Here is a 26,645-nt window from a genome sequence, read left to right as displayed (position 1 = left end):
GGCCTAGCCGGTGGCGGCTTGTTCGAGAATGCGGGCGGCCCTGGCGATCAGGCTCTCGGCTTCGTCAACGGCCGTCTGGTAGGCCGCCAGGTCGCCTTCGCGCAGCGCCGCATCGGCCCGGTTGAAGGCCGTCGCGGCCCGCTCGAGCAGGTTGCTCACCGTGTCGGTGTCCAGCGTCGGCTCTGGCTCGTCGTCGGCAGGCGCAGCTGCCGCCGGCTCGTCGGGGGCATCATCAGGCGTCACGGCCGGCGCCGCACCCGTCAGGCTCACCGTCTCATTGCCGATGTCGATGTCAACACCGCCGATGGCCTTCTCGAGTGCCCCCTCGAAGGTCTCTGAGATCACCACGTTCGAGCCGATGCCGGCAATCACCAGCTGCAGCTCGGGCACCGCCGTCGGCCCGGTCGCCGCAATGAACAGCGGCCGCACATACAGCAGCGAGTTCTCCACCGGGATCAGCAGCAGGTTGCCGGGCCGCACCACCGAGCCGTTCTGATTCAGCAGCGTCAGCCGCTCGGAGATCTCCTCCTCGGTCTGGATGTTCGAGTTGAACAGCGCCGGACCGTCGATCGGCTGATCAGACCGGATCTCGAACACCTCGATCTGGCCATAACGGTCCGGATCGTTGTGGACCACCATGAAACCTTCGAGGTTCTTACGAGAGTCGTCCTCGGAGAACGGCACGAACGGCCGGAAGATCACAAACGAGGCAGAGTCGTCCCCCGGCAATCGGAACAGCAAGTACTGCGGGGAAATCCGAGCCTCGACCGTCGCGATCACCTGCCCGGTCGTCTCGTCGCGCACCGTCTCGACCGTGGTCTGCCCGATCGAATCGCCCGGGTCCTGCGCAACCGCCCATGCCCCGGCTGCGTCGTAGAACTCCGACGGCTTGTCCAGGCGGTAACGGCCCCACGCATCGGTCTGCACCCGGAACAGGTCCTCCGGGTACCGGAAGTGCTCACGCAGCTCGGCCGGCGGCGAGCCATCGGCAAACAGCGCAGGGAACTGCTTGATATAGGACTGCACGATCGGATCGTCGTCATCCACAACATAGAACGTGACCGTCCCGTCGTGGGCGTCCACCACGGCCTTCACGGAGTTGCGCACGTAGTTCAGCGGCTGACGCAGATCGCTCCCCGGCGTCGCCGCCCGCGAATTAGTCCGCTGCGCATACGGGAACTGCGACGTGGTCGTGTAGGCGTCGAGCACCCACTTCACCTTCCCGTCGATGACAACCGGATAGGGGTCGTTGTCGTAGGACAGGAACGGGGCCAGCAGCCGCACCCGGTCGGAGATGTCGCGGTTGTAGAGAATCCGGCTGTCGCCGGTGATCTCGCCCGAGACCAGCAGGTTCGGCTCGGCGAAGCGCATCGCAAACGCCAGCCGCCGCAGGAAACCGCCGATGCCCACTCCGTCGGAGCCGTCATATCGAGTCGTCTTGGTGCGGTCGTCATCGTCCTGGAAGTCGACCTCGGCACGCCGGGCGCCCACGATGGCGTAGCCCGGCAGGTCCTCGCCCACATACAGCCCGGGCTCGTCCAGCTCCAGGGCCTCAGCACCCGGAGAAATCACGTTCGGGATGTCGCCCAGTGCGTACGCCGGCCGGCCGTTGGAGTCCACCGTATTGGCCGGCGCCGCCGCCACGCCGTAGCCGTGGGTGTAGGCGACGTGCTCGGTCTCCCACGTGTCGGTCGGCAGCTCGGTGGGCCGCAGCTCACGGGCCGCCAGCACGATCTGGGTGACCTTGCCATCGATTTCGTACCGGTCCACGTCGATGTCGCGGAAGTCGTAGAAGCTCTTGATGCCCTGGGTCTGCTGGAACGTGTCCTGCATGACGGCCGGGTCCAGCAGCCGCACGTTGCGCACCGTTTCGAAGTTGTTCTCGATGTCGGTGGCGGTCAGCTCCGGTGTGAAGTTGAACTCACGCGGCGTCACGTCGTCGAGCCCGAGTGCTATGCGGGTCATCTCGATATTGCGCTCGATGTAGAGGGCCTCCCGGGTGGACTCCGAGGGCTCCACCTGGAAGCGCTGGACGATGGCCGGATACGCCGCTCCCGCCAAGCCGGCAACGACCACCCACAACGCCACCGCGATGACCGGGTAGGTGAAGCCGCGCCGCCAGATGTTCACGATCAGCAGCAAGAAGCTGAAGATGCTGATGATCATGAGCAGCTGCAGGACGGGCAGCTGCGCGTTCACGTCTGTGTAGGTGGCACCGTCCACGAAGCCCCGCGTCGACAGCGTCAGCTCGAATCTGTCGAAGTAGTACCCGACGGCCTTGATGAGCGCCAGCAGACCTAGCAGCAGCGACAGGTGTGCCTTCACTTGCGGTATGACCCGGCTGCCTGCGGGGGCCTGAACCCGGATTGCCCCGTTCAAGTAGTGCCAGATCGTGGTGAAGATGAACGTGACCAGCACGGCCGCGAAGGCCCAGCCGATCAGGAAGTTGAAGAACGGCAGGCGGAAGATGTAGAAGCCGACGTCGCGGCCGAACTGCGGGTCAGTGAGGCCGAATTCGGTGCTGTTGATGAAGAACAGCCACGCTTGCCACTGGCCCGAGACGCCCGAGCCGACCATGAAGGCCAGGATCAGTGCGACGGCGATGCGGATGAGGCCGCGGCGCCGGCGGCTCATCTGGCGCCAGCGGGCGGCGATGTCCTCGGGCGGGCCTGGAGGGGCCGACTTGGCGGCCATGCGCTCGGCGATGAACAGGTTCACCCACAGCAGGACGAAGAAGATCGCTGTGAACAGCAGGCCGAGGCCGATCTTGGCCCACAGCACTTTCCACCACACCGAGGCGAAGCCCAAGCTGTCGAACCACAGGTAGTCGGTGTAGAAGCCCGCCAGGCCGCGAATGGACAGCAGCAGGATCAGCCCGGCGCCGATGACGATGCCGATGATCAGGCGGAAACGGTTGATGTTGCGACGGCGCGGCACCCGCCGAGGCTGCTGGGGCTGCTCGGACGCGGGAGGCGGCATGTCCTCGGGGGGACGCATACGGCAGCGAGGCTACTGGGGCGCGTGGGCGCCGCAGCCAGCGGACCGCGCTGTCGGCGGGCGAGGCGCGTAGGTTCGGCGGGGTGCGCCTGGCGGCATTGGTTTCGGGAACCGGCTCGATCCTCGAAGCGATGCTGGGCTGCGGGCTGCCGGTGGGCTTGGTGGCGGCCGATCGGGCGTGCCGTGGGCTGAGGATTGCAACCGATGCCGGGATCGAAACGGTGCTGGTGGAGCGTGAGTATTGGATGGTCGAGGTGGCTGGGCGATCCGGCGGGGCTGGTGCGGGCGGCGAGTCGGGTGGATCGGGCCGGCGGCGATTCGACCGGGACGGTTACAGCTGCGAGCTGGCGGCTGCGCTGGCCGGACGAGACGTGGACGTGGTGGCGATGGCCGGCTTCGGCACTGTGCTGGATGGATCGTTCTTCGAGTGGGGCGGCGGGCGTTACCGGGGGCGGGTGCTGAACACGCACCCGTCGCTGCTGCCGGCGTTTCCGGGCTGGTATGCGGTGCGCGACGCCCTGGCTGCGGGGGCCACCGAGTCGGGCTGCACGGTGCATGTCGCGATTTCAGAGGTGGATGCGGGCCCGGTGCTGGCGCAGCGTGCAGTGCCAGTGCTGGCAGGCGACGATGAGACCACACTGCACGAGCGGATCAAGACCGTGGAGCGAGAGCTGTACCCGGCGACGATTGCGGCGTTCTTGGAGCGCTGCGAGACCGATGAGGGCGCTGCACTGGTCGGAGGTTTGACTGGCGGCAGACTGGCAGCCATTACAGGATTCAGGAGGGACTGACCCGATGAGGGCGTTGATCTCGGTGTGGGACAAGACCGGCGTGGTGGACTTCGCGACTCGGCTGTCGGGGCTTGGCTGGGAGATTGTGTCGAGCGGCGGGACCGCTGGGGCACTGGCCGATGCGGGTGTGCCGGTGCTGGCGGTGGAAGACGTGACCGGCAGCCCCGAGATGCTCGACGGTCGGGTGAAGACGCTGCACCCGCGGATCCACGGCGGGATCCTGGCGGACCGGTCGAAGCCTGCCCATCTGGCGTCATTGGATGAGCACGGCATTGCGGCCATCGACCTGGTGGTGTGCAACCTGTACCCGTTCCGGTCCGATCCGGGTCCGGAGCTGATCGACATCGGCGGACCGGCGATGGTGCGGGCCGCCGCCAAGAACCACGGCGACGACGCCGGTGGTGTCGGTGTGGTGGTTGACCCGGCCGATTACGAGCCGGTGCTGGCCGAGCTGGCTGAGCTGGGTGCGTTGAGCCCCGCGACCCGGCGGCGGTTGGCGCGGGGCGCCTTTGCACATACGGCTGCGTACGACGCGGCGATTGTCAGCTGGCTGGACGAGCCGGCCGACGACGCGGAATCCGAGACCACCGATCCGGGGGGCGCTCCCCTGCCGCCCACCGTGCATCTGGCGCTGGAGCGGGTCGACGAGTGCCGCTACGGCGAGAACCCGCACCACCTCGGAGCCCGGTATCGCCCGGTCGGCGAGCTGACCTGGTGGGACCACGCCTTCCAACACCGCGGGCTGGCGCTGAGCTATCTGAATTTCTTCGACGCCGATGCGGCTTGGCGAATCGTGCACGACCTGGGCGATGCCGAGGACTGCCCGGCTGTGGTCATTGTGAAGCACGCCAACCCGTGCGGTGCGGCCGCCGGCGACGATCTTGCCGACACCTACCAGCGGGCGTACGACTGCGATGCCCGCTCGGCGTTCGGAGGCATCGTGGCGTTCAACCGGGTGGTCGACCTGGACACGGTCGAACGCCTGGAAGCCGCGGCACAGGCCGACTTGGTGATCGCGCCCGGGTACGAGGACGGTGTGATCGAGCGCATCGCGGCGAAACGACGCAACACCCGCGTGCTGGAGGGGCCTCGGCCTGACGCCGCAGGCATCTCGCTGCGGCAGATCAACGGCGGCTGGTTGGCGCAGTCGCCGCATGCCTTCGCCTCAGCGCCCGAGGACTGGCAGGTGGTGACCCAACGCCGGCCGACCGAGCAGGAGCTGGCCGACGCCCGCTTCGCCTGGCGAGTGTGCGGGCATGTCACGTCGAACGCCATCGTGCTGGCGCGTGACCGCACGGCGTGGGGCATCGGTGCCGGCCAGCAGAACCGGGTGGAGTCAGGCCAGCTCGCCGCCTCAAAGGCCGACGGGCGTGCCGCGGGCGGCGCCTGCGCCAGCGACGCCTTCTACCCGTTCCCCGACGGCGTCGAAGCCGCCGCCGAAGCCGGCGTGGCGGTAGTGGTGCAGCCCGGCGGCGCCCTGCGAGACGACGACGTCATCGCCCGAGCCAACCAACTCGGCCTCGCCATGCTCTTCACCGGCGAGCGTCAGTTCCGGCATTGACGCCAACGGGTGCCGGAGCCATCAAACACAGCCGGCACTAGCGCATCGGCGTTGCTGCGCTGCGAGTCAGTGTGAGCCCTAGCTCACCCGCATGGCGCGGGTGCCGAGTTCTACGAGGAGCCTCTGCTCAGGATCGGCGAGGTCAACCTCGAGGGCATCCAATATGCGATTGATGCGGTACCGGACGGTGTTTCGGTGCACGTGCAGTCGATGAGCGGTCAGCTTGACGTTCTGACCCGAGTCCAAGTACGTCCGCAGCGTGCGAACCGCCTCGCCGATCTTGTTTTCGCCTAGTTCGGCCAGCGGTGCAAGCAGCTCATCGATCGTCGCCCGGACATCGTCAACCTCGTACCACCGGATGAGTGCCCGGGCGAAGCCGAGCCGGTCGAAGTGGTGGAGCTGGTTGGTGATGCCTCCCGCTTTCGCGGCCCGGAGCGCCGAGAACGCCTCGTCGGCTGTGTTGCGAAGCCCGGCGGCGCCGCCCTGCACGGATCCGACTCCGGCGGACCATTCCAGACTCGGTTCGACCTCTTCCAGTTGTGCGAGCCCCGAGCGCAGCCGGGCATCGAAGATCTCAGCGTGCCGGGGATTGTGGCGGTGCTCACTCATGATCAGCAGGACTGACGCATTCGTCCCCGCGGACGTCCACGAGTCGTCGCCGGCAATGACTTTGTCGATAAGCACCCGGGCGGCACGCAGCTGGCGCCGGTAGTTGTCGGCCGCATCGTGACCGCCGACAGCAAGATTGTGGAGATCAACATGGGCTCCGAGGTGGTGCCCCTCCACCGCGAAGCCGCTCCGGCGAAGCCTCGCAAGGGCTTCCGCGCTCGTGCTGGCGTCGCTCAGAAGGAATTCGTTGAGGAGCTCCCCGCGGGACCGCACGGGAAAGTTGGCTTGTTCGAAATCCCGTCGCAGGGTCTCCTCGATGGCACGGCCGGCATAGGTCAACGCGGCGCGGGCGATGACGTCTGTTGTTCTCGTATGGAGCGTGAGGAAAATGGGCCGCCCCGAGCCGGTGTCGAGAGGCACGGCTGTGACGTTGAGACGCTCGAATTCGAGGGTTACGTCGCAGTCCAATGCCGCCGACAAGTGGCCAAGCAGCTGGGAGAGATCCTCGGTGCCAGGATCGTGGGAGTCGACGATTCGGCAGAGATTCTCCAAGCGAGTGACCGCTTCGCGGTGCCCACCGACATTGACGTCTCGCACGTGCACGGCGATCGCCGCCACGTCGGCACCCGGAGCAAGCGCCACGAGCCCAAGATTCCGTCGTTCGGCAGCCCGCATCGCCGTGGCCGACGGCGCATCAGCCTGTCCCGATAGCGCAATGCCGGCGACGCCCTCAGGGGCCTGTCCCAAGCCCAGGTCGAAGCGGTACGAGGAAGCCTCAGCGGAAAGCGCTGGTGCCAGCACCAACAGCGCGCCCTCGTTCGCCGCCCCTATGGCGTCATAGCTGTCGATCATCTGAAGAGATCCCACGTCTCGGTCCAGCGCTGCCGCCGATGCCTGCAGGACGCTGATCGACGGATTGTGGTTCACCAGCTCTCCGAGGCGCATGTCCGTGAACCTATGTGTTCTGTGCGCTTAGCACAAGTAATAGCAAATTTCTTCATTAATGCACCAAGAATTGGGCGAACCGTCAAGGTATCGAAGTTACGGTCGGGGTGATGCTGGAAATTGGTCCCCGCGAGCTCGAATGGTTGTCTCTGGGTGCTGCCGTGTTCGGCAGCGGGGGCGGCGGGGATCCCCTGCTGGGCTTCCACATGGCGTCTCAGGCCATTGCGCGGACAGGGCCAGTTCAGCTGCTCGACCTCGACGAACTCTCCGAAGAGCAGCTGATCCTGCCGATCTGCATGATGGGCGCGACGACGGTGATGGTCGAGAAGTTTGGATCGGGATCCGAAGCGCTCAGACTCCAGGAAGCCATCGAGACAAGAACCGGCACCGAGGCCGCTGCCATCTGCTGCCTGGAGCTTGGAGGCCTCAACGGCGTTGTCCCCTTCGCGTGGGCTGCTTGGGCCGGGCTCCCAGTTGTCGACGCCGATCTGATGGGTCGAGCCTTCCCGGAGCTTCAGATGACGACGGCGGCACTAGCGGGAGTGTCGGTGAGTCCGGCCGCGATGACCGATGAACGGGGCAACGTGGTGACGTTGTCGACCACGACTGCGAAGTGGACCGAGGACCTCGCGCGCTCGGTGTGCACCGCGATGGGAGCCGAGGCGACGATCTGCCTCTACCCGATGACTGTCGGCACGGCAAAGGAAGCCACGGTTAGGAACTCGATCACCCTCGCCATCTCGGCTGGTCGAGTGATGCTGGAAGCATCCGACGATCCGGTCAGGGCCTTGTGCGAACACCTCGGCGGCCTAGCGCTCATCGAGGGAAAAGTCGTCGACGTAGACCGTCGTACCACCGAAGGATTCGCTCGCGGGTCGGCAACCATTGAGGGCGTCGGAGCGTGCACCGGCCGAATGGCCCGGCTCGAGTTCCAGAACGAGAACACCGTGCTCATCGAGGACGGCAAGGTGCTGGCCAGCGTTCCCGACATCATCACCGCAGTCGACCTGCACACAGCTCGCCCCATCGTCACCGAGCTGCTGCGGTACGGCTAGCTGGTCACTGTCGTCGGTTTGCCGATCAATGAGCTCTGGCGGACGCCGGAAGCCCTCGCTGTCGCCGGACCTCGGGCCTTCGACTACGCGTTCGATTACCGCCCACTGGAGAAGCTCAATGCGCGGTGAGTATCGCATCGGGGTCGACGTGGGCGGCACCAATACCGACGCTGTTCTGCTCGACGACGAGTTGCAGTTGGTGGCCAAGGTCAAGACGCCGACGACCGAAGACGTCGACGAGGGATTGGCCACTGCGATCCAGATGGTGCTGTCGGCCAACGGCGTGATCCCGGCGTCGATCTCCCGGGTGATGCTCGGGACTACGCACGCAACGAACGCCGTTCTCCGGCGTCGCGACCTGGCTTCGGTGACGGTCATCCGGATCGGCGGTCCCGCTACCCGGTCGGTGCCGCCGCTGTCCACCTGGCCGGCCGATCTCCGCACCGTCGTCTCCGCCGGCGAGGTCATCGTGGACGGCGGCTTCGAGTTCGACGGCCGCGAGCACGTCCCCTTCGACGAACCTGGGCTGAGGCGATTCCTCGAGGAACTTCCCGAGCGTCCGGAAGCCTGCGCGATCACCAGCATCTTCTCGCCCGTCTCCGCCGAACATGAGCACATCGCGGCCGCCGTCGCGGCCGATGTGCTCGGCGAGGACACGCCGATCTCGTTGAGCTGCGACATCGGCTCCATCGGCATCCTGGAACGAGAAAACGCGTGCGTGCTGAATGCAGCTCTGCGACGCGTCGCACGGCAGATCGTCGACGGTCTCAGCGCAGCGCTCCGCGACCAAGCCATCGAGGCCACGCCGTACTTCGCCCAGAACGACGGGACGTTGATGGCGCTCGAGCGGGTGCTGGAGTTTCCGGTGTTGACGGTGGGCAGCGGCCCAGCCAACTCCATGCGCGGGGCTGCGTACCTGACGGGCCTGCGCGAAGCCATTGTCGTGGATGTCGGCGGCACGTCGACCGATGTCGGCGTGCTGGCGAACGGGTTCCCGCGAGAGTCGGCGATCCCGGTGGAGATCGGCGGTGTGCAGACGAACTCTCGCATGCCTGACCTGCTGTCGATCGCACTCGGTGGCGGGACGCGAGTGCGTACAGACGGCGGCGATCTCGTGATCGGCCCGGACAGCGTGGGGTATCAGCTGACATCTGAGGCGTTGTGCTTCGGTGGCCCGGTGCTCACCCTCAGCGACATGGCGGTCCGGTCCGGCCGAGCGACCATGGGACACCATCCGGTCGACGAGGTCAGTGGGCTGCGGGCCGTCGAGGCCATCGCACGCATCGACCAAATGTTCGAAGACTCGATCGACCGGATGAAGCTCACTCGTTCCGAGCAACCGGTCATCGCCGTCGGCGGCGGCAGTGTGTTGCTGCCGGACTCGCTCGCCGGCGTGAGCGAAGTTCATCGGCCCGAAAACTACGAAGTCGCGAATGCGATCGGCGCCGCGATCGCTCCCATCAGCGCCGAGGTGGACCAGCTGTTGGTCCTCGGCCCCGGCGGTCGCGACGAGGTCATTAAGCGCGCCAGAGACGCAGCCATCGGATCCGCCATCGCCTTGGGGGCCGAGCCCGAACGGACCGAAGTCGTGGCACTGGAAGAACTGACGATGGCTTATCTGAAGGACGACGTCTTGAGATTGCGAGTCAAAGCTGCGGGACCGCTGCAGTAAGTCGATCCGTCTCGCCGGCGGACCGTGTGAGAGGCGCTCCACAACGAGACAAACACACCAGAGGTGTGAGGAAGGGGAATCAGCAATGAGATGGACAAAGAGGCGGCTGTCGCCGCGAATAGGCGCACTCCTCTGTGTGTTCGTGTTGACAGTTGCTGCATGCGGCGGAGACGACACGCCGTCGGCCGAGGACGAAGTCGAATCCACTGACGCCGCTGCGCAACAGACCCAAAGCACGGCTGAGACGACCGCAGTCGAAGAGGGACCGGACGAGCCCACTCCCGAGCCGGCAGCCGAAGAGAGCGAGCAGGTCACCTCGACCGAAGGCCTCCGTATCGCCTACTTGTCAGGCAGCTCGGCGAACACCTGGTATGCGAGCTCGCGTGAGCAGATGCAGCGAATCGCAGATGAGAACGGCATCGAGATGGTCGAATTCGATGCCGCGTTCGACCCAGCGGCTCAGACTGCTCAGCTCCAGGACGTGATCGCTTCAGGCGAGTACGACGGGGTGATCGTGGCGGCCGTCAACGGCCCCGGCCTCATACCCGACATCGAGGACGCTCTGGCCCAAGGCATTCAAGTCGTCGTGCTGAACACAGTCGTGGGTGATGACCTGGCAGAGGGCGCCCCGCAGGTCGAAGGGATAGCAGCGTCTTCACTCGCGCCGCCTGTAGAGAACGGCGAGCGCATGGGCGAGCTGACCGTGCAGGCGTGCGAGGGGATCGACCCGTGCCGGGTCGTGTACCTCTACGGCATCAAGGGATTCCCTCTCGATGTGGCACTGAAAGAGGGGTTCGACAACGTCCTGGCTCGCAACCCGAGCGTGAACATCGTGGCGGAGGGCGAAGGTCAGTACCTCGGACCTGAAGGCGGCATCAACGCGATTCAGGACATCCTGATCGCACAACCCGCATTTGACGTGGTCATGGGAGCCGACCAGTCGATCCAAGGCGTCGAGATCGTGCTCGGAGACGAAGACATGGACGACGTGAAGCTCATCGGACTCGGAGGGTCGATCACCGGTCTGCAGGCCGTGGCCGAAGGGCGCTGGTTTGGCGTGGTCTTCGGAGCGCCGGGATCCGAAGGCGCCAATGCCATGAACGCCATGATCTTGGCTCTGACCGAAGGCACGTTCTCGGGAGGAATCAATCCCCTAGCGAACGTGACGGACAACGGTCTGGTCACCGCTGAGAATGTGGACCAGTTCACAGGACAGTGGGACGGTTGATCTCTTGAACGGATCGGGCGGGATGCGGTCATTCACGACACCGGAGCGCGCGCATCCCGCCCGATCCCGCCCGCGCGGGTCGCACTCGACGGTCCGGCCTCCATCAAGTCAGGACAAGATGCCGGAGGCACACGTCGAGCTGCGCGCCGTGTCGAAGCTGTTCGGGGCGACGACAGCAGTCGACGACGTGTCGCTCTCGATCGACCGCGGGTCGGTGCATGCACTGGTCGGCGAGAACGGCGCGGGCAAGTCCACCGTTGGCAAGATCATCGCCGGCGTTCACCGTCCCGACGTAGGAAGCATCCTCGTCGACGGGCAGCGTGTGATATTCCGATCTCCCCGCGACGCCTTGGCACAGGGCATCACGATGGTGGCCCAGGAGTTGTCGCTGGTACCCGCACGCAACGTCCGGGACAATGTCTTCCTCGGCGGCGAGCCGTCCCGAGCCGGCTTCGTGCGAACGCGTGAGCAACGGCGACGCTTCGATTCGATCATCGAGCGAGTCGGATTTGACGTCCCGCTTGACGCACTCGTCATGGATCTCACAGTGGCAGAGCAACAGAAAGTCGAGATCCTTCGTGCTCTGGGGCGCAATGCGAACCTGATCATCATGGATGAGCCAACTGCTCGGCTATCCACTGACGAGGCCCAGACGTTGCTTTCGATAGTCGCCCGCCTTTCGCGAGAGGGCACGACGGTGATACTCGTATCGCACTTCCTCGACCAAGTTCTTGAGGCAGCTGACGCGGTGTCGGTGCTGCGCGACGGCGCACTTGTCAGCAGCAGGCCTGCGAGGGAGGAGACAGAACTGACGCTTGTCGAAGCGATGATCGGCAGGACGCTCGACACCAGCTTTCCGCCCAAGTCAGTTCCGCCACCCGATGCACCGATCGTGCTTGATGTTCGTGGGCTCCGATGCGGCGGAACAGGGCCGGAGATCGACTTGACGGTGCGGGCGGGGGAGATTGTCGGTCTTGCCGGTCTGGTGGGTTCGGGAAGATCAGAGATCGCCCGGGCCATCTACGGTGCGGATCGCCGCGCCGAAGGCGAGGTCACCGCGTGCGGAAGACTCGTCAAGCGCCGATCGACGCGCAACTCCATACGCGCCGGCATGGGATTGATTCCCGAGTCGCGCAAGGATCAGGGTTTGCTTCTGGGACGTTCGATCCGAGACAACGTGGCGCTGCCCCATCTCGACGTCCTGAGCCGACTGGGCTGGATGCGACGACAGCCCGAGAACCAAGCCGTCACCAAAGCGACCGAGGTGGTGGACATCCGGTCGTCGTCGATCGAACAGGCCGTGATGGAACTGTCGGGGGGCAATCAGCAAAAGAGCCTGTTCGCTCGCTGGTTCCTCAACTCGAGGTCAGTGCTCATCGCAGACGAACCGACCCGGGGTATCGACGTCGGTGCGAAGCGGGCCATCTACAACCTGATCACCGACGCCGCTTCGGCGGGCTTGGCGGTGCTGTTCGTCTCGTCCGAGCTCGACGAGGTGATGGGGCTTGCGCACCGTGTCCTCGTCGTGCGAGATCAGCAGATCGTGCTGGAACTTGCAGGCGATGAACTCGACGAGACCCGCATTCTCGGAGCCGCCTTCGCGACTACGGCCGGGGAGACCCGATGACAGACGTCTCCGCATCCAGACTGGCGGCCGTATCGATGTTCGATGCCGGGACCCGGCGGGTGCGCGTGCTGCTCACTCGCTACGGAATCCTGTGGGTGACCATCGCTCTGTTCGGGATCCTGGGAGTGACGACGGACGGATTCCTGCGGGGCGCGAACCTCCGCAATGTCCTCGACCAGCAGTCACTGATCCTGATAGCGGCCTCCTTCGCCACCCTGACCATCATCGGCGGCGGCTTCGATATCTCCCAGGCGGCAGTCTTCGTCACTTCCGCCATCGTCGCTATCCAAGCGCTGAACGCGTCCCACTCCATCTTGATCGGCGTCTTGGCAGGGGTGGGTTTCGGGGTAGGGGCCGGCGTGTTCAACGCCGTGGTGGTGGCCTACGCCCGAATCGGCTCGTTTATCGCGACGCTCGCCACATCGTTCATATGGTTCGGCGCCGGGTTCCTGATCAGCGACCGCTCCATATTGCGTCCCGAGACTCGAGCGTGGTCGGACTTGGCACGCGAGCGCATATTCGGTCTCACCGCTGCCACGTGGTTCAGCATCGCCGTAGTCGGATTGGCGTGGCTCGTGCTCAGCCGGACCAAGTTCGGTCGCTACGTCTACGCGACTGGCGGGAATGCCGAAGCAGCGTTGCTTTCCGGCGTCAATACGCGTCTCACCACTTCGGCGACATTCGTCATGTCGGGTGCCGCAGCAGGGCTCGCGGGCACGCTCAATGCAGCCCGGTCCGGCAGTGCGTTGCCGTCGGACGACTTCAGCTTCGTCTTCGCCGTCATTGCCGCCATCGTCGTAGGCGGAACATCCATCGCCGGCGGTGAGGGCGCCGTGTGGCGAACGGTGCTCGGGGCGTTGTTCATCGCCTTCATGGTCAATGGCTTCAACATCCACCAGGTCGACCCGATCTGGCAGCGGGTCATACAAGGCGTCGTCATCCTGGTGGCAGTCGGTCTTGACGCCTGGGCTCGACGGGCGCGCACAACCGGGTGACCTGAGCGGACTCCCGACCGGTGCTCCCGAATCTTCTTGCACTGTGTAGATCATGGAGGTGATCACGTGATCGTTGGGTTGCCCCGAGAAACGAAGTCCGGCGAACAACGAGTCGGGCTGACGCCCGATGCCGTGGGCGAGCTGGTGCGTCACCGTCATGGAGTGATCGTCGAGTCCGGGGCGGGTACAGGCATTGGATCCGCGGATTCCGACTATGAAGCTGCGGGAGCCGAGATCGCCCCCGTGGCTCAAGATGTGTGGAGAGCTGCTGAGCTAGTGGTCAAGGTGAAGGAGCCACAGCCGTCAGAACGGAAGCTTCTCCGCCCCGATCAGATCCTGTTCGCGTACCTGCATCTCGCTCCCGATCCAGAGCAGGCCGCGGATCTGCTGGCGTCGGGAGCGGCATGCGTCGCCTATGAAACCGTCAGCGATGCGCGTGGCGGTCTGCCTCTGCTCGCGCCGATGTCGAGAGTGGCCGGCCGCTTGGCCGTTCAGGCAGGCGCATGGGCGCTGGAGAAAGCGCACGGAGGTGCGGGAGTCCTCATCGGCGGCGTGCCTGGCGTGCCACCGGCACGGGTGGTGATCATCGGTGGCGGGGTAGTTGGCGAGAACGCTGCAGAAATCGCCATTGGCATGGGCGCCGATGTGCGAGTGCTCGACATCGACCCTGAGGTGCTCGGCCATCTTGACCAGCGCTTCGGCACTGGGGTGGTGACGGTTATGTCGACACGTGCGGTGCTGAAGTCGGAGGTGATCGGCGCCGACTTGGTCATCGGCGCTGTGCTGCTGACCGGAGCCCGTGCCCCCAGTCTCGTGACAGTCGAGATGATCCGCAAGATGCGTGCCGGTTCGGTTGTGGTGGATGTAGCCATCGATCAGGGCGGCTGCATTGAGACCTCACGACCGACCACCCACGCCGAACCGACGTTCATCCACGATGGGGTCGTCCACTACTGCGTGGCCAACATGCCAGGCGCGGTTCCGCTGACCGCCACACGCGCGCTCAGTGATGTCACGCTGCCGCGGGTGCTGTCCATCGCTGATCAAGGGCTCGACGTCCTGCGTGCCGATCCACACCTTCGGGACGGCCTCAACGTGTACAAGGGTCGAATCACCGAGCCGCGCGTGGCCGCCGCCATCGGTGTCCCCTACACCGATCCCCTCGTCGCTCTCGACTGACGGACCGATGATCCGAGGTCTCGCGCAGCTTGCCTGCCAGCTACGCGCCCGCGGCGCCGGTTCGCGCCTTGTCGGGCGGCGGCATGTAGGTGCGCCGGCTCGGCTTCAGCCCCATGGACTGCAACGTGAGCAGGAGCCCAAGCGAGGCACCAGTCGGATCGACGACGGGCACCCGCACCCGTTCTGACTCAAGGCGAGACTGCAGCGCAGCCGCAACGTCCAGCATCCCGGTGCAGCCAAGCACCAGCACATCGGCACCGCGATCGAGAGCGCTATGTGACGCCGCCGTGAGGCTGTCGAGCAGCGCATCGCCGTCATGCAGTTCGAGCACCGGCGTGTCGATCACTTCAACGGACGCCATTCGATCCCGGATGCCCATGCGCGTCGCGAGCCCCGAAATCATCGGCACGACGTTCTCCAGAACGGTGACCACTGAGAACCGTTCCCCCAGGTTGAGCGCCGTCGCAACGGCAGGCTCGAATCCGCCGACGACCGGGATATCCACAAGCTCTCGCGCCGCTGGAACGGCAGGATCGCCGAAGCACGTAATGAAAACGGCGTCGGCCCCCGCCGCGGCTGCCCGCATCGTCTCCGAGACGATTCCCGGGCCGGCCAAGGCCTCGTCGTAGAACGACTCGATCGAGGCCGGGCCGCTTGTCAGACACGAAACCTCGATCTCGATGTCCGGCCCCAAGAAGCTACGTGCCTCTTGGGCGATGAGTTCGTTGAACGAATCGGAGGTGATGGGAACGATGATGTGGATGTTCATGGCAAGTCCTTTCGATTGAGTCAAGAATTCCGTCTTCAGGTCCGGCGCGATCGCGACCAGGCATCGGCAGACACCGCGACGAGAATCACGACGCCTTGGATGACTCGCTGCCAGATCGGGTCGACTTGGTGCAGGTTGAAGCCATTGACCATGAAGGCGATGAAGAACGCGCCGAGCAGGGTCCGCCACACGGCACCGGTGCCGCCTGCGATCGAAGTGCCGCCGACGACAATGGCGGCGATCACGCCGAAGACGAAGCTGAAGTCGTCCGATGGCGTCGCGCTGATGGTTCTCGAGGCCGCAACGACACCCGCCAGCCCAGCAGCGAGTCCGGACAAAGCGAACACCGACACGACAATGTGCCGCGTCCGGACGCCGGCAAGCCGTGCAGCCTCTGCATTGCCGCCAGTGGCGTACACATGACGGCCGAAACGGGTGCCTGCGAGGGCGAACCACGCCACAGCAACCACCGCTAGCGAGATCCAAGTCGCGGTCGTCAGGTTCAGCACGCGCGTCCGCGCAATGCTCCGGAAGCTCTCGGTGACCGGCCGCAGAATGCTGCGCTCGCTGACGATGTAGCCCAGGCCGAACACGATGAATGACGTGGCGAGCGTCGTGATGAACGAGTTGATCCTGGCGAACGCCACGATCGAGCCATTGGCGAGACCCACCGCGAGACCGAACGCGCATCCGGCGAGGAGCGCTATCAGGACCGAGTCCGTGGCGTTCTCCACTCGCAGTGCGACCAGCGGCGACACGACTGCCACAGCGGCAATGGACACGTCGAACCCGCCGGCGATCATCGTGAGCGTCGCGACCGACGCCGCGATCAGCAGCGTGGCTTGCTGGTCCAGCACGTTGCGAAGATTCGGTCCGGTCAGGAACCCATCGGTCGTCGCCGCCAGCACGACGAACAGCGCGAGCGTCACCCAGACGATGCCGAATCGACCCAGCACGCCGAGGTAGCGTCCGGCACTGGGAGCCGGTGCCCGCGGGGCCGCCGATTCGGCCACTAGCTCACTCCGTTCGACGTTGCTTCGCCGAAGGCATGACGCAGCAACTCGGTCTCGTCGAGGTCTGGATGCGTGAACTCGGCGACGAACTGGCCGTCGCGCATCACGAGGATGCGATGGCACAGACCCACCAATTCCTCCAACTCGGAGGAGACCACGAGCACAGCAAGACCCTCTGAGGCAGCCGTGGCGATGAGGTCGTAGATGGCGCGCTTGGAGCCGACGTCGACACCTCGCGTCGGTTCATCAGCGATCAGCACCCTGAGCCCCGGCACCAGCCAGCGAGCGAAGAGGCTCTTCTGCTGGTTCCCGCCCGACAGAAGACGGACAGGGGACTCCATACCGCCGTCGCGCACGCCGGCACCGGAATTTGCGGCCCGGACAAGTCGACGTTCGGCGCTGAGATTGACGACCCCCGCCGTGGCGAACCGGCGCAGGTGCGGCAGGCTCACGTTCTCCCGGACGCTTCTCTCCATCAGCAGGCCGTGGTCCTTGCGGGATTCCGGAATGAGACCCACGCCTGCCCGAATCGCTCGATCGGGCCGTGCTGGTCGAAGACCACGTCCGTCGACCGAGACGTCGCCGCTGGCGAGGGGATCTGCTCCATAGACGGCTCTGAGAAGCTCCGTTCGGCCCGAGCCGACCAGCCCTGCGACCCCGACGATCTCGCCAGCGGCCACATCGAGATCGAGCCCTGCTGTGCTCTGCGATGAGCCCGAGCACCGCAGTCCCCTCACACACAGGGCCGGGGTTCCTTGCTCGTCGGGAAGCGGCGGCTTCGGCGGGAAGCTGGCGTCGAGCTCGCGACCGATCATGGCTTCGACCAAAGAGTCAGCCGTCTCCGACGACGGTGTCGAGGTACGCACCACTCGCCCATCGCGCATGATCGTCACTGCATCGGCGAGTTCGAGCACTTCGTCGAGGAAGTGCGAGATGAACAACACGGTGATGTCCTGGTCGCGCAGCGAGCGCACCAGCCGGTGAAGCTGGCTGCGCTCGGCGGTCGAGAGGCGGGCCGACGGCTCATCCATCACCACCAATTCGGTGCGACGGGCTACGGCACGCAAGATCTCCGTTCGCTGCTGGTCAGCCACGCTGAGCTCGCCGACCCTCGCCGCGGGATCGAGGAGGATGCCGGTGCGGTCGGCCAGCTCCCGAAACCGTCTCAACGACACTGAGCGACGCACGCATCCCCACCTCGTCGCCTCGACGCCGAGGAACACGTTGTCCACGACGGTTCGATCCGGGACGAGCGCCAGCTCCTGGGCAATGGTGGTGATGCCGGCGTCGAAGGCATGCCGCGGCGATCGGAACCGAACTGCCCGGCCATCCACGTTGAGCGAGCCGCTGTCGGCGGCATACAGCCCAGAGATGATCTTGCCGACCGTCGACTTGCCTGCGCCGTTCTCGCCGACGAGGGCGTGGATCGAGCCGCGGTGGACGGCGAGGTTTGCGCCGTCCACCGCCTGCGTCGATCCGAACCGCTTGGAGACGTCCTTCAGCTCAACGTGGACGGGTCCGGGAATCGCCCGGGAGATCACCCATCCCACTCCGCGGTGAACTGGTCGACGTTGGCCGAGGTGACCAGGCCCTCATCGAGAAAGCCTGCGTTCGGGTCCACGCCGCCAGTGATGGTGCCGTCGGCCAATGCAGCGATCATCGCTTCCATGGCGAGGCGGCCTTCGCTCGCGGGCGCATAGAACACCGTCGCGAACCAGCGTCCATCTCTCACGCCTTCAACTGCCGGCGAGGAGCCGCCGAGGCCGATGAGGGCGACGTCACCGAGCATCCCCTCTTCAGTGAGCACCAATTCGACGCCTTGCAGCGACTGGTCGGCACCGACGACGACATCGAATTCGGGCTGCACTTGAAGGATGTCCTGGATCGCATTGATCCCTCGCTCCGGCCCGAGGTACTGGCCTTCGCCTTCGGCCACCACCTGGATGCTGGGATGGTCAACGACGACACTGTCGAATCCTTGCCGGAGCGCAACGTCTAGCGGAATGCCCCGGATGCCGAAGAAGTAAACGACCCGGCACGGGTCTAGCCCTTCACATGCCTGGATGGTGAGCCGTCCGGCCCGCTCACCGGTCACGACCGGGGGCGCGAGCACCGAGGCTGCAATGCCGTCCACTTGGGGTTCGTTGGTGGAAAGGTCGGCACCGACGATCTGGTTGAACAGCACGACCTGCATCCCGCCCGCCAGCGCCGCCTCCACGTCGGGCACGAGACCCGGCCCGTTAAGCGCTACCAGGATGATGCCGTCGTATTTGCCGCTGGCGATGACGTCCTGGAGCTGGGTGGTTTGGAGCTCAGCGTTGAACTGCGCATCGAACTCGACAATTTCGATGTTGTTCTCATCCGCGAGACGCTGCATCTCGCCGACGGAGGCCAACAAGAACGTGTTGGCCGAACTCGCAGAGAGGTACGCGATCCGGCGTGGCTCGGGAGGAGGCTCGTCCTCCGCAGGCTCTTCGGGCGCAACAGTGTCCGCAGGGCTTTCGTCGTCCGGCTCGGCGGCTGCTGGGCCGTCGTCTGCGCCCACGTCGGGCTCATCGTCGCTGGCATCTCCGGTGTCGGAAGAGGCAGCGGCGGGCTGCGCAGTTGCCGCAGTGCCTTCCGTCGTCTCGCTGTCGTCGTCGCCGTCTGCGCACGCTGCAGCCAAGAGCGTGAACGCGAGCACGGCGCCGAGCAGTTTCATCAAGTGGCGTGCCTTCATCGGATCCCCTTTGGGCCTGGTGTTCAGGCCTATGGAGGCGACCGTAAGGACGTGCTCATTACCCCTCAATGGGCAGATCGCTGTGATTGCAGGGTCTTGCGGTGCAGTTCGTGCACGCAAGTGTTCGCACTATCGAGTGGTGGCGAACCGCTCCGGGTTCAGCTGCGGCGAGAGCTTGGCCCGGGCCTCGTCGGGAGTCTCGTCGCCGATGAGATCGGCCGTCAGCCGTGCGATGGCTGGAGCGGTCTGGATTCCGGTTCCGCCCTGGCCAGCGCACCAGAAGAACCCTGCAACGGCAGCGTCGAACCCGACGACCGGGATGCGGTCGGGCGCAAACGTCCGCAGCCCGGCCCACGTCGAACGGACCGAGCGCACGGCCAGCAACGTCGCCTGGTTGATGGCCTCGATGCCGGTGGCCACGTCAATCTCGCGCGGCCGGGCATCGCAGGGTCGATCGAGGTGTTCATCGGCTGGCGACCCCAGCAACTGGCCCGGGCCTTCGGGCTTGAAGTAGAAGGTCTCGTCGGCCGAGATGACGAGCGGCCACTCATCGCATTCGTAGTGCGTCCCGAACGTGAAGATCGTCCTGCGCAGGGGCCGCATGCCGAGCGCGGGCGCGCCCGCCAGAGCAGCTACTTCGTCAGCCCACGCGCCGGCTGCATTCACGACGACTGTGCAGCTGAGCACACCGTCGTCCGTCTCCACCTGCCAGCCATCGTCGCCCCCGGCGAGACCGCGCACGCAGTGCTGGCGCAGGATGGCGGCCCCACGGTCTCGGGCGCCTCGCACGTACGCCTGATGGAGCGCCGCAACGTCGATGTCGAAGCCTCCGAACTCAAGGACGGCCCCGGCCAGCCACTCCGCGTCGAGGGCGCCGCAGATCTCGGTTGCCTGTTGGATGTCGAGCGCCTCGCAAGCGGTCGACGTCGTCACGTTGGCTTCCAGGCGCTCGACGAGGTGGTCCTCGTGCCCGGTGGGAGCTACCCACAGCACATTGCGCGGCAACAGGACGTCGCTGTCCGCGAGGCCATTGGCGTTGGAGTCAAGGAAGGACCGTGACGCTGCACTCAGCAGCCGGTTGGTGTCCTCGCCGTAGGAGGCCAGGAATTGAGCAGCGGAACGTCCGGTGCTGTGCGCCGTCATCGTCGATTCGCGTTCGACAACGGCAACCTCGTGACCGCGCCCTGCGAGTTCGAAGGCCGCAGAAACGCCGGCAATGCCTCCACCCACGATGACGACGTCAAACCGTCGGTTCACCGGGGCCACTACTGCTGGGACCGATCGAGTCGGTGCTTGCGCATGACGAGCTGCAGCGCCAGCCGCTGGTCCGGGTCGTTCAAGTTGACGTGCAGGGCTTCGGAAATGCGGTCGATCCGCTTCATCACCGTGTTGCGGTGGACGCCGAGCATGCCGGCCGCGTTGGTCGCCGATGACTGGCAGTCGAGATACACCTCCAAGGTGCGCAGCAGGGTCTCGTCGACATCCGTTGCCTCCAGCGGGGACAAGAACGCATCCACCACGCGCCCGAAGTCGGCCGAGCCGTACCAGCCGAGCATGATCCGCTGGATGCCGAGCTCGTCGATGTGCCTGACCGCGACACGCCGTCCGCCGGCACCTGCCAAAGTGGCTGCCTGGCGGGCATCGGTGAGGCTCGCCCGCAGACCAGGCAGACCCGTCGACGGTCGCCCGACACCGGCGTGCACCATGACATCTGCCATGCCGGCGATGAGCTGCCCGATGGCTTCGCGCAGCCGCCGCGCCATTCCTCGATAGTCCTCGACCGGCGGTTCAGCGCGGGAACTCACCCAGCTCGACCAGCCGTCGGTTCGTTCGATGAGCGGACCGTCGACTCCGCACGAGCGCAGCAGCTCGCCAAAGGTGTCGGTGTTGACCAGCACCCAGGCGGCATCGACACCGCCGGAGACCTCGACGTGGAAGGCGGTCACCCATCCCGCAGCCGACCATCCGGCTGTGGCCATCTGCGCCAGAACGGTCTCGTCGGGCAGTTCCCCGCCGCCCACGACTTCGTTGAGCAGCGCCAACCGGTGGCGGGCGTCGCGCTCCATGACAAGGCGATCCCGCACGAGGTGGGCTCCGACCGCCCATGAGGCCACGCCGAGCATGTCGAGACCCGTGCCCATGATCGCTTCGTCGGCTTCGTCGAGCACGCAGACAAGCCAGAACCGGGCAGGTTCTCCGGGGACCACGATGACGGGACAGGTCATGCCCGGGGTTCCGCTACCGCCCACGCGGGGCGAACTGAAGGGTCGGTGCCGTAGCGCCCCGGTCTCGACGAACATGTCCGGACCCGCAACGATCGCACCGGTGGCCTCGACCAGCGAACAGGGGCGGCCGATCACGTCCGCTACAAGGGCGAGGGTGTCGGGCACCGTGTCCACATCGATCAGGCCACTCAGCAGCCTGGACACCATCGCCGCTTGGTGCACGGTGGGCTGCAGTAGCAATTCGCGTGCGGCGGCGGCCATGGCGAGCACGTCGGGCGCAGCGGCCTCGATGAGCACGGTTTCGAAACGGTCCGCTAGCCGGCGCGTGGCGAGCCCAGGCGATGCCACGGCGTTGAGCGCCACGAGTCCGGCACCATCGCCATCGCGCACCGCACGCAGGGCGATGTCCAACGCGTAGGAATTCGGCGCCAGCGAGCTCGCGTTCAGGGCGATCAGGAGTCCGGCCGACATAGGCGTGTCCATGTCGCAGCGCTCAACCACCGCCACGTCAGTGACGACACGGTCGAGGCCTCGGCCGCCCGAGACGACGCGACAATCGCCGAACACACCCGCGGCGAGCAGTTGCCGCAGGGTCAGTGGTCGAGCTCGCGAGTTGGAATGCAACACACCGGCTCCTACACGCAGGCAGCCTCGGCGGTTCTATTCTCCGCGACTTCGGGCGCTTGGTGTGACGGCAGGCTGTTCAGGACGAAATCGATCCAATTGCCTCCGGCGACGCACCCAGCGACTACCGGACCGAGCTTGGCGGACAGGATTTCCACCAGGGGCCCGAGATCAGATGGCGACCGCATTCCGTCCAACAACGGCAGGCAATCGGGGTCGACCAGTCCGGCGCCCAGAATCGGGTCGATCGTGTGCAGCAGGTCGTCGATGAAGTCCGGTCCCAGACCCACGGCCGAGTCCCCGACGACGCCGATGGCATGAGAGATGTGGGACAGGTAATCGGCCACAGTCGGCGACTCATGAGCGAGGAAGCCGCCGAAGGCGTTGATGCCGATGATGCCGCCGGAGGCTGCGATCTGATGCATCTGGGCGTCGGTGACGTTGCGAGGGTGAGGGCACAGGGCGTGGCAAGACGAATGGGTCGCAACGAATGGACGGATGGCGATGTCGGCGACATGCCTCACACCGGCCGCCGACAAGTGGCTGACGTCGACCACCATTCCCAGTCGCTCCATTTCCGCCACGGCGTCGATGCCGAGCGCTGTCAGTCCCGCACCGGTTGCCGCCTCGCCGACGCCGTCGGCCATCATCGTGCGACGATTCCACGTCAGCGACATGCAGCGAACACCCAGCCGGTAGAAGGTCGCGAGGAACGCGAGGTCGGCGCCCAGCGGTTCCGAGCCTTCGATGGCCAGCAGCAGCGCTATCCGATTCGACGCCAGTGCCTGCTCAAGTTCGTCTCGGGTTTCCACGATCGCGACGTCGGCGGCGTGAACGTCGGCGAGATGCCGCGCCTCTTCCAGCAGGAGCAACGCACGCCGCAGGGCACCCTCACCCACGTGCTGGTTCTCGGTGAAGATCGGGAGGAACTGCAGGTCGATCCCGCCGCCACGCAATTCGGGTAGCCAGTAGTCCCCGAAGGGGTCAACATGGCCGCGCTCTCGCTGATGCAGGACGGCAAGCAGCAAGTCGTTGTGCGAATCGGCGACGCGAATCCCGCCCAGGCTCACGCTGCGAGCGGCCCGACCGCCTTGACGATGACCCTGCAGCCTCCGCCCGGCACGTAGGTCATCGGAATCTCCACGACGCTCGTGATGCGCACATCGGATGCGTTGGCGCCGGCGCGAATCGCTGCGTCCGTCGCTTCTTCGGTGGCGCTGCGCAGGCAGTCCTCACGGCTGGACGCGTCATAGCTGTAGACCTTGTCGATCGACCCGGCAGCCTCGGCGATCGCCGCTCCGAACGCATTCGCCACAGAGTAATGCGGCGGCCAGACGACCTCGCTGATCCCATCAAGCTGTGCCGAAACCAGGTGAGCTCCGCCGCCGACCGCCATCAGCGGCAACGGTGTACTGGACGCCTTCATGCGCTCGCACAGCACCTGAACTCTCTCGTCAACCCAGGCGATGGCGGCCTCGCAGACCGACTTCTTCACGCCGTTCAGGAATGCCGGATCGCCGAATCCGGTGAGACGGCCTACTGCCAGTGACACATCGGACAGCGTCAGCGTCGTCCCGCCCATGCACAGTGCGTCGCTGATGACGCGGTACCCCACCGAGTCGGGTCCAACCGCGACGCCATCGACGTCCTGGCGCACGATGGTGCCGCCCCCGAGCCCGACCGAGATCAGGTCAGGCATGCGAAAGTTGGTGCGAACGCCGCCGACTTCGACCGCTGCTGTGGACTCCCGGGGAAAGCCGTTGATGAGAATGCCGATGTCTGTGGACGTCCCGCCGACATCGATCACCAGAGCATCGGACAGGCCGGCCAGCGCGCATGCTCCACGCATCGAATTTGTCGGCCCCGAACCCACCGTGAGCACCGGGTACCTGTCGGCTTCCTCGACGGTCATCAACGTTCCGTCGTTCTGAGTCAAGAAGCTCTCGACGTCGAGTCCGAGCCCCATGAGGGTGTCCCGAAAACCATTCACGACCCGTCGTGCCACGGTGAGCAACGAGGCGTTGAGAATCGTGGCGTTCTCACGTTCCAGCAGTCCCAGTGACCCGACCGTGTGGCTGAGGGACACGGGCATGTCATCCCCGCACTCCTCCGCGATGAGCTCCGCCGCCCGGAGTTCGTGATCGGTGCAGGCAGGGCTGAATGCGCACGAGACGGCGACTGCGGACACATCGCCTGCGCAGGAGCTTGCAAACCGCCGGATCGCGTCTTCGTCCAGCGCTGCGATGGGCGAGCCGTCGTACTCGAATCCGCCCTCGCTGATCTCGCTGCGTCCGATCACGATGTCGCGCAGGTCTTCGGGCCAGTTGGCGCTCGGTCGCACGCCCAGCGAGGAGGGCGCCGCGAGGCGGAGCACACCGACGCGATCAAGATCGCGGCGCCGGATGATTGCGTTCGTGGGGTGCGTCGTGCCCAGCATCGCCTTGCCGAGCTGCGCGGCGTCGTCGAGCTGATCGATGACGGCCGTCATCGCGGCGACGATGCCGTCGATGGGTTCCGGAGTCGTCGCGGTCTTTGTCTCGGCGACGATGCGGCCCGCTCCGTCAACCACGACCGCGTCGGTGTTGGTGCCCCCGACGTCCACGCCGAGCCGCAAGTCCTTCATCGCACTCGCTCCCGGAAATCGACGTAGTCGATGTCGTATCCGAAGGCTCTCGGCCCGACGAGTTCCAGCATCCCGTCGCGGTGCCATTCGGGCGCACACGGCATCGCGAGGACGTTGAGGCGCTGTCCGTACGCCAGGCCTTCGGTAGTGATGGGATCGGCCGACTCGTAGTCGAGCAGGCACAACAGGTCCGGCACCGTGACCACGGCGGCGCCGTCTTCGAAGGCAATGAGGTTCTCGTTCTGGATCTCGACGCGCAGAGTTCGGCTGGGATCGTCGAGGTGCTCGAGCACGACCGTGCCCCGTGCGAAACCCTCGGTGGTGCGCCGATCGATGTCGATGACCTTGCCGCTGAACACGAGCGCTGCATCGGTGTAGTCGAGGAGTTCGTCCCAGGCTCTGTCTGTTCCGAGCTTCACCTGGGCGAGGCGCTTGCCGACCTCGGTGCAGTAGCTCAACGACCTGTGAATTCCGGCCCGCCGTACGTCTGCCACCGTCATCGGGTAGCAGCTGATTGCATCAGCAAGGCCGAGCTGAATGACGGCGGCACGTGCCAACGACTCCGCTATCTGGTTCGTGTTCGCCTCGAACACGCACATGTTGCCCTTCTCGTCCGCAATGGACATGGGAGCTGCCAGCAGGCCGTGCAGTGTGAAGACCGTCATCTCGATCTGCGGAAAGGCTCTGCGCATCCCGTCGGCGTCGACGACCGGCAATCCCATCTCGACCGCTGTAGCGATCGGAACCAGCGTGTTGACGCCCCCGACCTCGATAGGCATAAGGGCAACGGGGTCTTCGCCCAGGTACGCAGCGAGTGCCCGAATCCCTGATCGGAACTCGGTGCCCGCCGGGATCTTCTCCAAGATGACGGTGGGGGCGCCGATGATGGCGGTCGTCAGCACCCGTCCGTCATCAGGCAGTTCATCGACAGTCACTACCCGGGCCGGTCCGTGATCTGCGATCGCCTGCTTGACCAAGAGCTTGCCGACATATGGATCGCCCCCGCCGCCGGTGCCCAGCAGCGTGGCTCCCAGCGCGAGGTCGTCGATGTCGTCGAGGGTCAGCTCTCTCACGCACATCCTTCCGCCGGGAGGTCTCGACTGCTTGACCAGCGAATGTATGTGGCCGGCGCGTACGCCATCGATGGGCACATCGCAACCCCAGGCTCTTGCTAGAGCGCACTCTGCCCTCCACAGGCGAGCTTCTCGCAAAGCCGGGACGCACCTATTCGGAAATCCATGATGGGCGCCACTGTCGGACGCGTCACACTTGTCCGATGGATTTCAGCGTCTTTCAGGCTCAGATTGCCGAACTCGATGCAGGCATGATGCATGAAGTATTCATGCTAGTTTCATGCAATGGCGAATATTCAGGTGCGAAACATGCCGGATGAACTTCACGAGCGCCTGCGCCGCTGCGCACAGCAGCGCAACTGTTCGATGAGTGCGATGGTGCTCCAGGCCATCGAACGCGAACTCGAGCGGTCGGACTGGCTGGAGCGTCGGGCGACGCGGCCAAAGTTCGACCTTGGCATCAGCGCCGCCGACGTGATAGCTGAGGTGCGCCGAGAACGCGACGAAGAACTCGAACGTCGCTACGTCACATGACTCGATACGTTGTGGACGCATCGGTGGCAGTTGAGTACCTGATGCAATCGCCCGTCGGAGCAGCGCTTGCCAGCACGCTCGACTCGGCTTCTATTGACGCTCCAGAAATGCTTGATCCCGAAGTCGTGTCAGCCCTGCGCCGACACGTCAACGCAGGGTTGCTGACCGACGCACAAGCTGAGCTATTGATCGATGACCTCGCGTCGTGGCCCATCAATCGCATTTCGCATCGGTTTCTCACGAGCTCGGCGTGGAAGCACAGACAAAACGTCTCCGCTTACGACGCCATGTATGTGGCCACAGCCGAAACTGTCGATGCTCCACTGATTACAGCGGACGGCAAACTAGCCCGGGCGCCGAACCTTGGGATTGCCGTTCACTACGTCTCGTTGACGTGAACGGTGGA

The 26,645-nt window shown here is 65.5% G+C and carries 20 protein-coding genes and 1 pseudogene; 10 read left to right on the top strand and 11 right to left on the bottom strand.

Annotated features, from left to right (window positions below):
- Positions 1-3 precede the first annotated feature (3 nt).
- Positions 4-2,997, bottom strand: a complete 2,994-nt coding sequence (locus tag ACPXYO_RS08125) for a UPF0182 family protein (protein ID WP_423915763.1) — start codon at positions 2,995-2,997, stop codon at positions 4-6.
- Between the two features lie 83 nt (positions 2,998-3,080).
- Between ACPXYO_RS08125 and purN the strand changes: the two genes are divergently transcribed.
- Positions 3,081-3,788, top strand: a complete 708-nt coding sequence (gene purN, locus ACPXYO_RS08120; RefSeq protein WP_423918836.1) for a phosphoribosylglycinamide formyltransferase — start codon at positions 3,081-3,083, stop codon at positions 3,786-3,788.
- Between the two features lie 4 nt (positions 3,789-3,792).
- The gene (gene purH / locus ACPXYO_RS08115) at positions 3,793-5,349 is read left to right on the top strand and encodes a bifunctional phosphoribosylaminoimidazolecarboxamide formyltransferase/IMP cyclohydrolase (protein ID WP_423918833.1); all 1,557 of its coding nucleotides are present in this window, start codon (positions 3,793-3,795) and stop codon (positions 5,347-5,349) included.
- Positions 5,350-5,427: 78 nt separating this feature from the next.
- On the opposite strand, the gene ACPXYO_RS08110 is transcribed toward purH, so the two are convergent.
- Positions 5,428-6,903, bottom strand: coding sequence for a PucR family transcriptional regulator (locus ACPXYO_RS08110; RefSeq protein ID WP_423918830.1), 1,476 nt, complete (start codon positions 6,901-6,903; stop codon positions 5,428-5,430).
- Positions 6,904-7,013: 110 nt separating this feature from the next.
- Here ACPXYO_RS08110 and ACPXYO_RS08105 point away from each other — a divergent pair.
- The 6 genes and pseudogenes from ACPXYO_RS08105 (at position 7,014) to ald (ending at position 14,659) form a co-directional block, all read left to right on the top strand.
- A pseudogene (locus ACPXYO_RS08105) lies at positions 7,014-8,087 on the top strand (DUF917 domain-containing protein).
- Positions 8,077-9,630: a hydantoinase/oxoprolinase N-terminal domain-containing protein gene (locus ACPXYO_RS08100; protein ID WP_423918828.1), complete on the top strand. Its 1,554-nt coding sequence runs from the start codon at positions 8,077-8,079 to the stop codon at positions 9,628-9,630. Before ACPXYO_RS08105 ends, ACPXYO_RS08100 begins: the two are co-directional and overlap by 11 nt.
- Before the next feature lie 142 nt (positions 9,631-9,772).
- Entirely contained in the window at positions 9,773-10,858 is a 1,086-nt protein-coding gene (locus ACPXYO_RS08095; protein WP_423918825.1) for a sugar ABC transporter substrate-binding protein, read from the top strand.
- Between the two features lie 118 nt (positions 10,859-10,976).
- Positions 10,977-12,485: a sugar ABC transporter ATP-binding protein gene (locus ACPXYO_RS08090; RefSeq protein WP_423918823.1), complete on the top strand. Its 1,509-nt coding sequence runs from the start codon at positions 10,977-10,979 to the stop codon at positions 12,483-12,485.
- A complete protein-coding gene (locus ACPXYO_RS08085; RefSeq protein WP_423918820.1) occupies positions 12,482-13,480 on the top strand; it encodes an ABC transporter permease in 999 nt (332 codons plus the stop codon). Before ACPXYO_RS08090 ends, ACPXYO_RS08085 begins: the two co-directional genes overlap by 4 nt.
- Before the next feature lie 66 nt (positions 13,481-13,546).
- The gene (gene ald / locus ACPXYO_RS08080; protein ID WP_423918817.1) at positions 13,547-14,659 is read left to right on the top strand and encodes an alanine dehydrogenase; all 1,113 of its coding nucleotides are present in this window, start codon (positions 13,547-13,549) and stop codon (positions 14,657-14,659) included.
- 40 nt (positions 14,660-14,699) lie between these two features.
- On the opposite strand, the gene ACPXYO_RS08075 is transcribed toward ald, so the two are convergent.
- The 9 genes from ACPXYO_RS08075 to ACPXYO_RS08035 form a co-directional block, all read right to left on the bottom strand.
- The gene (locus ACPXYO_RS08075; RefSeq protein WP_423918814.1) at positions 14,700-15,428 is read right to left on the bottom strand and encodes an aspartate/glutamate racemase family protein; all 729 of its coding nucleotides are present in this window, start codon (positions 15,426-15,428) and stop codon (positions 14,700-14,702) included.
- A gap of 35 nt (positions 15,429-15,463) precedes the next feature.
- Positions 15,464-16,441, bottom strand: a complete 978-nt coding sequence (locus ACPXYO_RS08070; RefSeq protein ID WP_423918811.1) for an ABC transporter permease — start codon at positions 16,439-16,441, stop codon at positions 15,464-15,466.
- Positions 16,441-17,982, bottom strand: a complete 1,542-nt coding sequence (locus ACPXYO_RS08065; RefSeq protein ID WP_423918808.1) for a sugar ABC transporter ATP-binding protein — start codon at positions 17,980-17,982, stop codon at positions 16,441-16,443. The genes ACPXYO_RS08070 and ACPXYO_RS08065 overlap by 1 nt, the downstream gene beginning before the upstream one ends.
- Positions 17,979-19,160 carry a sugar ABC transporter substrate-binding protein gene (locus ACPXYO_RS08060; protein WP_423918806.1) on the bottom strand — a complete coding sequence of 394 codons (1,182 nt, stop codon included), beginning with the start codon at positions 19,158-19,160 and terminating at the stop codon, positions 17,979-17,981. Before ACPXYO_RS08060 ends, ACPXYO_RS08065 begins: the two co-directional genes overlap by 4 nt.
- Positions 19,161-19,289: 129 nt before the next feature.
- Positions 19,290-20,417: an NAD(P)/FAD-dependent oxidoreductase gene (locus tag ACPXYO_RS08055; RefSeq protein ID WP_423918804.1), complete on the bottom strand. Its 1,128-nt coding sequence runs from the start codon at positions 20,415-20,417 to the stop codon at positions 19,290-19,292.
- Positions 20,418-20,425: 8 nt separating this feature from the next.
- Positions 20,426-22,012 carry a helix-turn-helix domain-containing protein gene (locus ACPXYO_RS08050; protein WP_423918801.1) on the bottom strand — a complete coding sequence of 529 codons (1,587 nt, stop codon included), beginning with the start codon at positions 22,010-22,012 and terminating at the stop codon, positions 20,426-20,428.
- An 8-nt stretch (positions 22,013-22,020) separates the two neighbouring features.
- On the bottom strand, positions 22,021-23,079 hold the full coding sequence (locus ACPXYO_RS08045; RefSeq protein WP_423918799.1) for a dipeptidase: 1,059 nt from the start codon (positions 23,077-23,079) through the stop codon (positions 22,021-22,023).
- On the bottom strand, positions 23,076-24,632 hold the full coding sequence (locus tag ACPXYO_RS08040) for a hydantoinase/oxoprolinase N-terminal domain-containing protein (RefSeq protein ID WP_423918796.1): 1,557 nt from the start codon (positions 24,630-24,632) through the stop codon (positions 23,076-23,078). Before ACPXYO_RS08040 ends, ACPXYO_RS08045 begins: the two co-directional genes overlap by 4 nt.
- Positions 24,629-25,711 (bottom strand): DUF917 domain-containing protein, encoded by a 1,083-nt coding sequence (locus tag ACPXYO_RS08035; RefSeq protein WP_423918793.1) that lies wholly within the window; start codon positions 25,709-25,711, stop codon positions 24,629-24,631. The genes ACPXYO_RS08040 and ACPXYO_RS08035 overlap by 4 nt, the downstream gene beginning before the upstream one ends.
- A gap of 303 nt (positions 25,712-26,014) precedes the next feature.
- Between ACPXYO_RS08035 and ACPXYO_RS08030 the strand changes: the two genes are divergently transcribed.
- Entirely contained in the window at positions 26,015-26,239 is a 225-nt protein-coding gene (locus ACPXYO_RS08030) for a hypothetical protein (protein WP_423918790.1), read from the top strand.
- Positions 26,236-26,637, top strand: coding sequence for a type II toxin-antitoxin system VapC family toxin (locus ACPXYO_RS08025; RefSeq protein ID WP_423918787.1), 402 nt, complete (start codon positions 26,236-26,238; stop codon positions 26,635-26,637). The genes ACPXYO_RS08030 and ACPXYO_RS08025 overlap by 4 nt, the downstream gene beginning before the upstream one ends.
- The last annotated feature ends 8 nt before the right edge of the window (positions 26,638-26,645 follow it).

The organism is Candidatus Poriferisodalis sp. (assembly GCF_965237655.1).
Taxonomy (GTDB): Bacteria; Actinomycetota; Acidimicrobiia; order Acidimicrobiales; family Poriferisodalaceae; genus Poriferisodalis.
Note: the sequence above shows the minus strand (reverse complement) of the source record. Positions and strands in the feature narration are given on the sequence as shown.

Excerpts from the sequence above, each read along its gene's own strand:
- ACPXYO_RS08125 (WP_423915763.1), bottom strand. The coding sequence starts at position 2,997 with ATGCGTCCCCCCGAGGACATGCCGCCTCCCGCGTCCGAGCAGCCCCAG.
- purH (WP_423918833.1), top strand. The coding sequence starts at position 3,793 with ATGAGGGCGTTGATCTCGGTGTGGGACAAGACCGGCGTGGTGGACTTC.
- ACPXYO_RS08110 (WP_423918830.1), bottom strand. The coding sequence starts at position 6,903 with ATGCGCCTCGGAGAGCTGGTGAACCACAATCCGTCGATCAGCGTCCTG.
- ACPXYO_RS08100 (WP_423918828.1), top strand. The coding sequence starts at position 8,077 with ATGCGCGGTGAGTATCGCATCGGGGTCGACGTGGGCGGCACCAATACC.
- ACPXYO_RS08090 (WP_423918823.1), top strand. The coding sequence starts at position 10,977 with ATGCCGGAGGCACACGTCGAGCTGCGCGCCGTGTCGAAGCTGTTCGGG.
- ACPXYO_RS08085 (WP_423918820.1), top strand. The coding sequence starts at position 12,482 with ATGACAGACGTCTCCGCATCCAGACTGGCGGCCGTATCGATGTTCGAT.
- ACPXYO_RS08075 (WP_423918814.1), bottom strand. The coding sequence starts at position 15,428 with ATGAACATCCACATCATCGTTCCCATCACCTCCGATTCGTTCAACGAA.
- ACPXYO_RS08060 (WP_423918806.1), bottom strand. The coding sequence starts at position 19,160 with ATGAAGGCACGCCACTTGATGAAACTGCTCGGCGCCGTGCTCGCGTTC.
- ACPXYO_RS08040 (WP_423918796.1), bottom strand. The coding sequence starts at position 24,632 with ATGAAGGACTTGCGGCTCGGCGTGGACGTCGGGGGCACCAACACCGAC.
- ACPXYO_RS08035 (WP_423918793.1), bottom strand. The coding sequence starts at position 25,711 with ATGTGCGTGAGAGAGCTGACCCTCGACGACATCGACGACCTCGCGCTG.
- ACPXYO_RS08030 (WP_423918790.1), top strand. The coding sequence starts at position 26,015 with ATGCCGGATGAACTTCACGAGCGCCTGCGCCGCTGCGCACAGCAGCGC.
- ACPXYO_RS08025 (WP_423918787.1), top strand. The coding sequence starts at position 26,236 with ATGACTCGATACGTTGTGGACGCATCGGTGGCAGTTGAGTACCTGATG.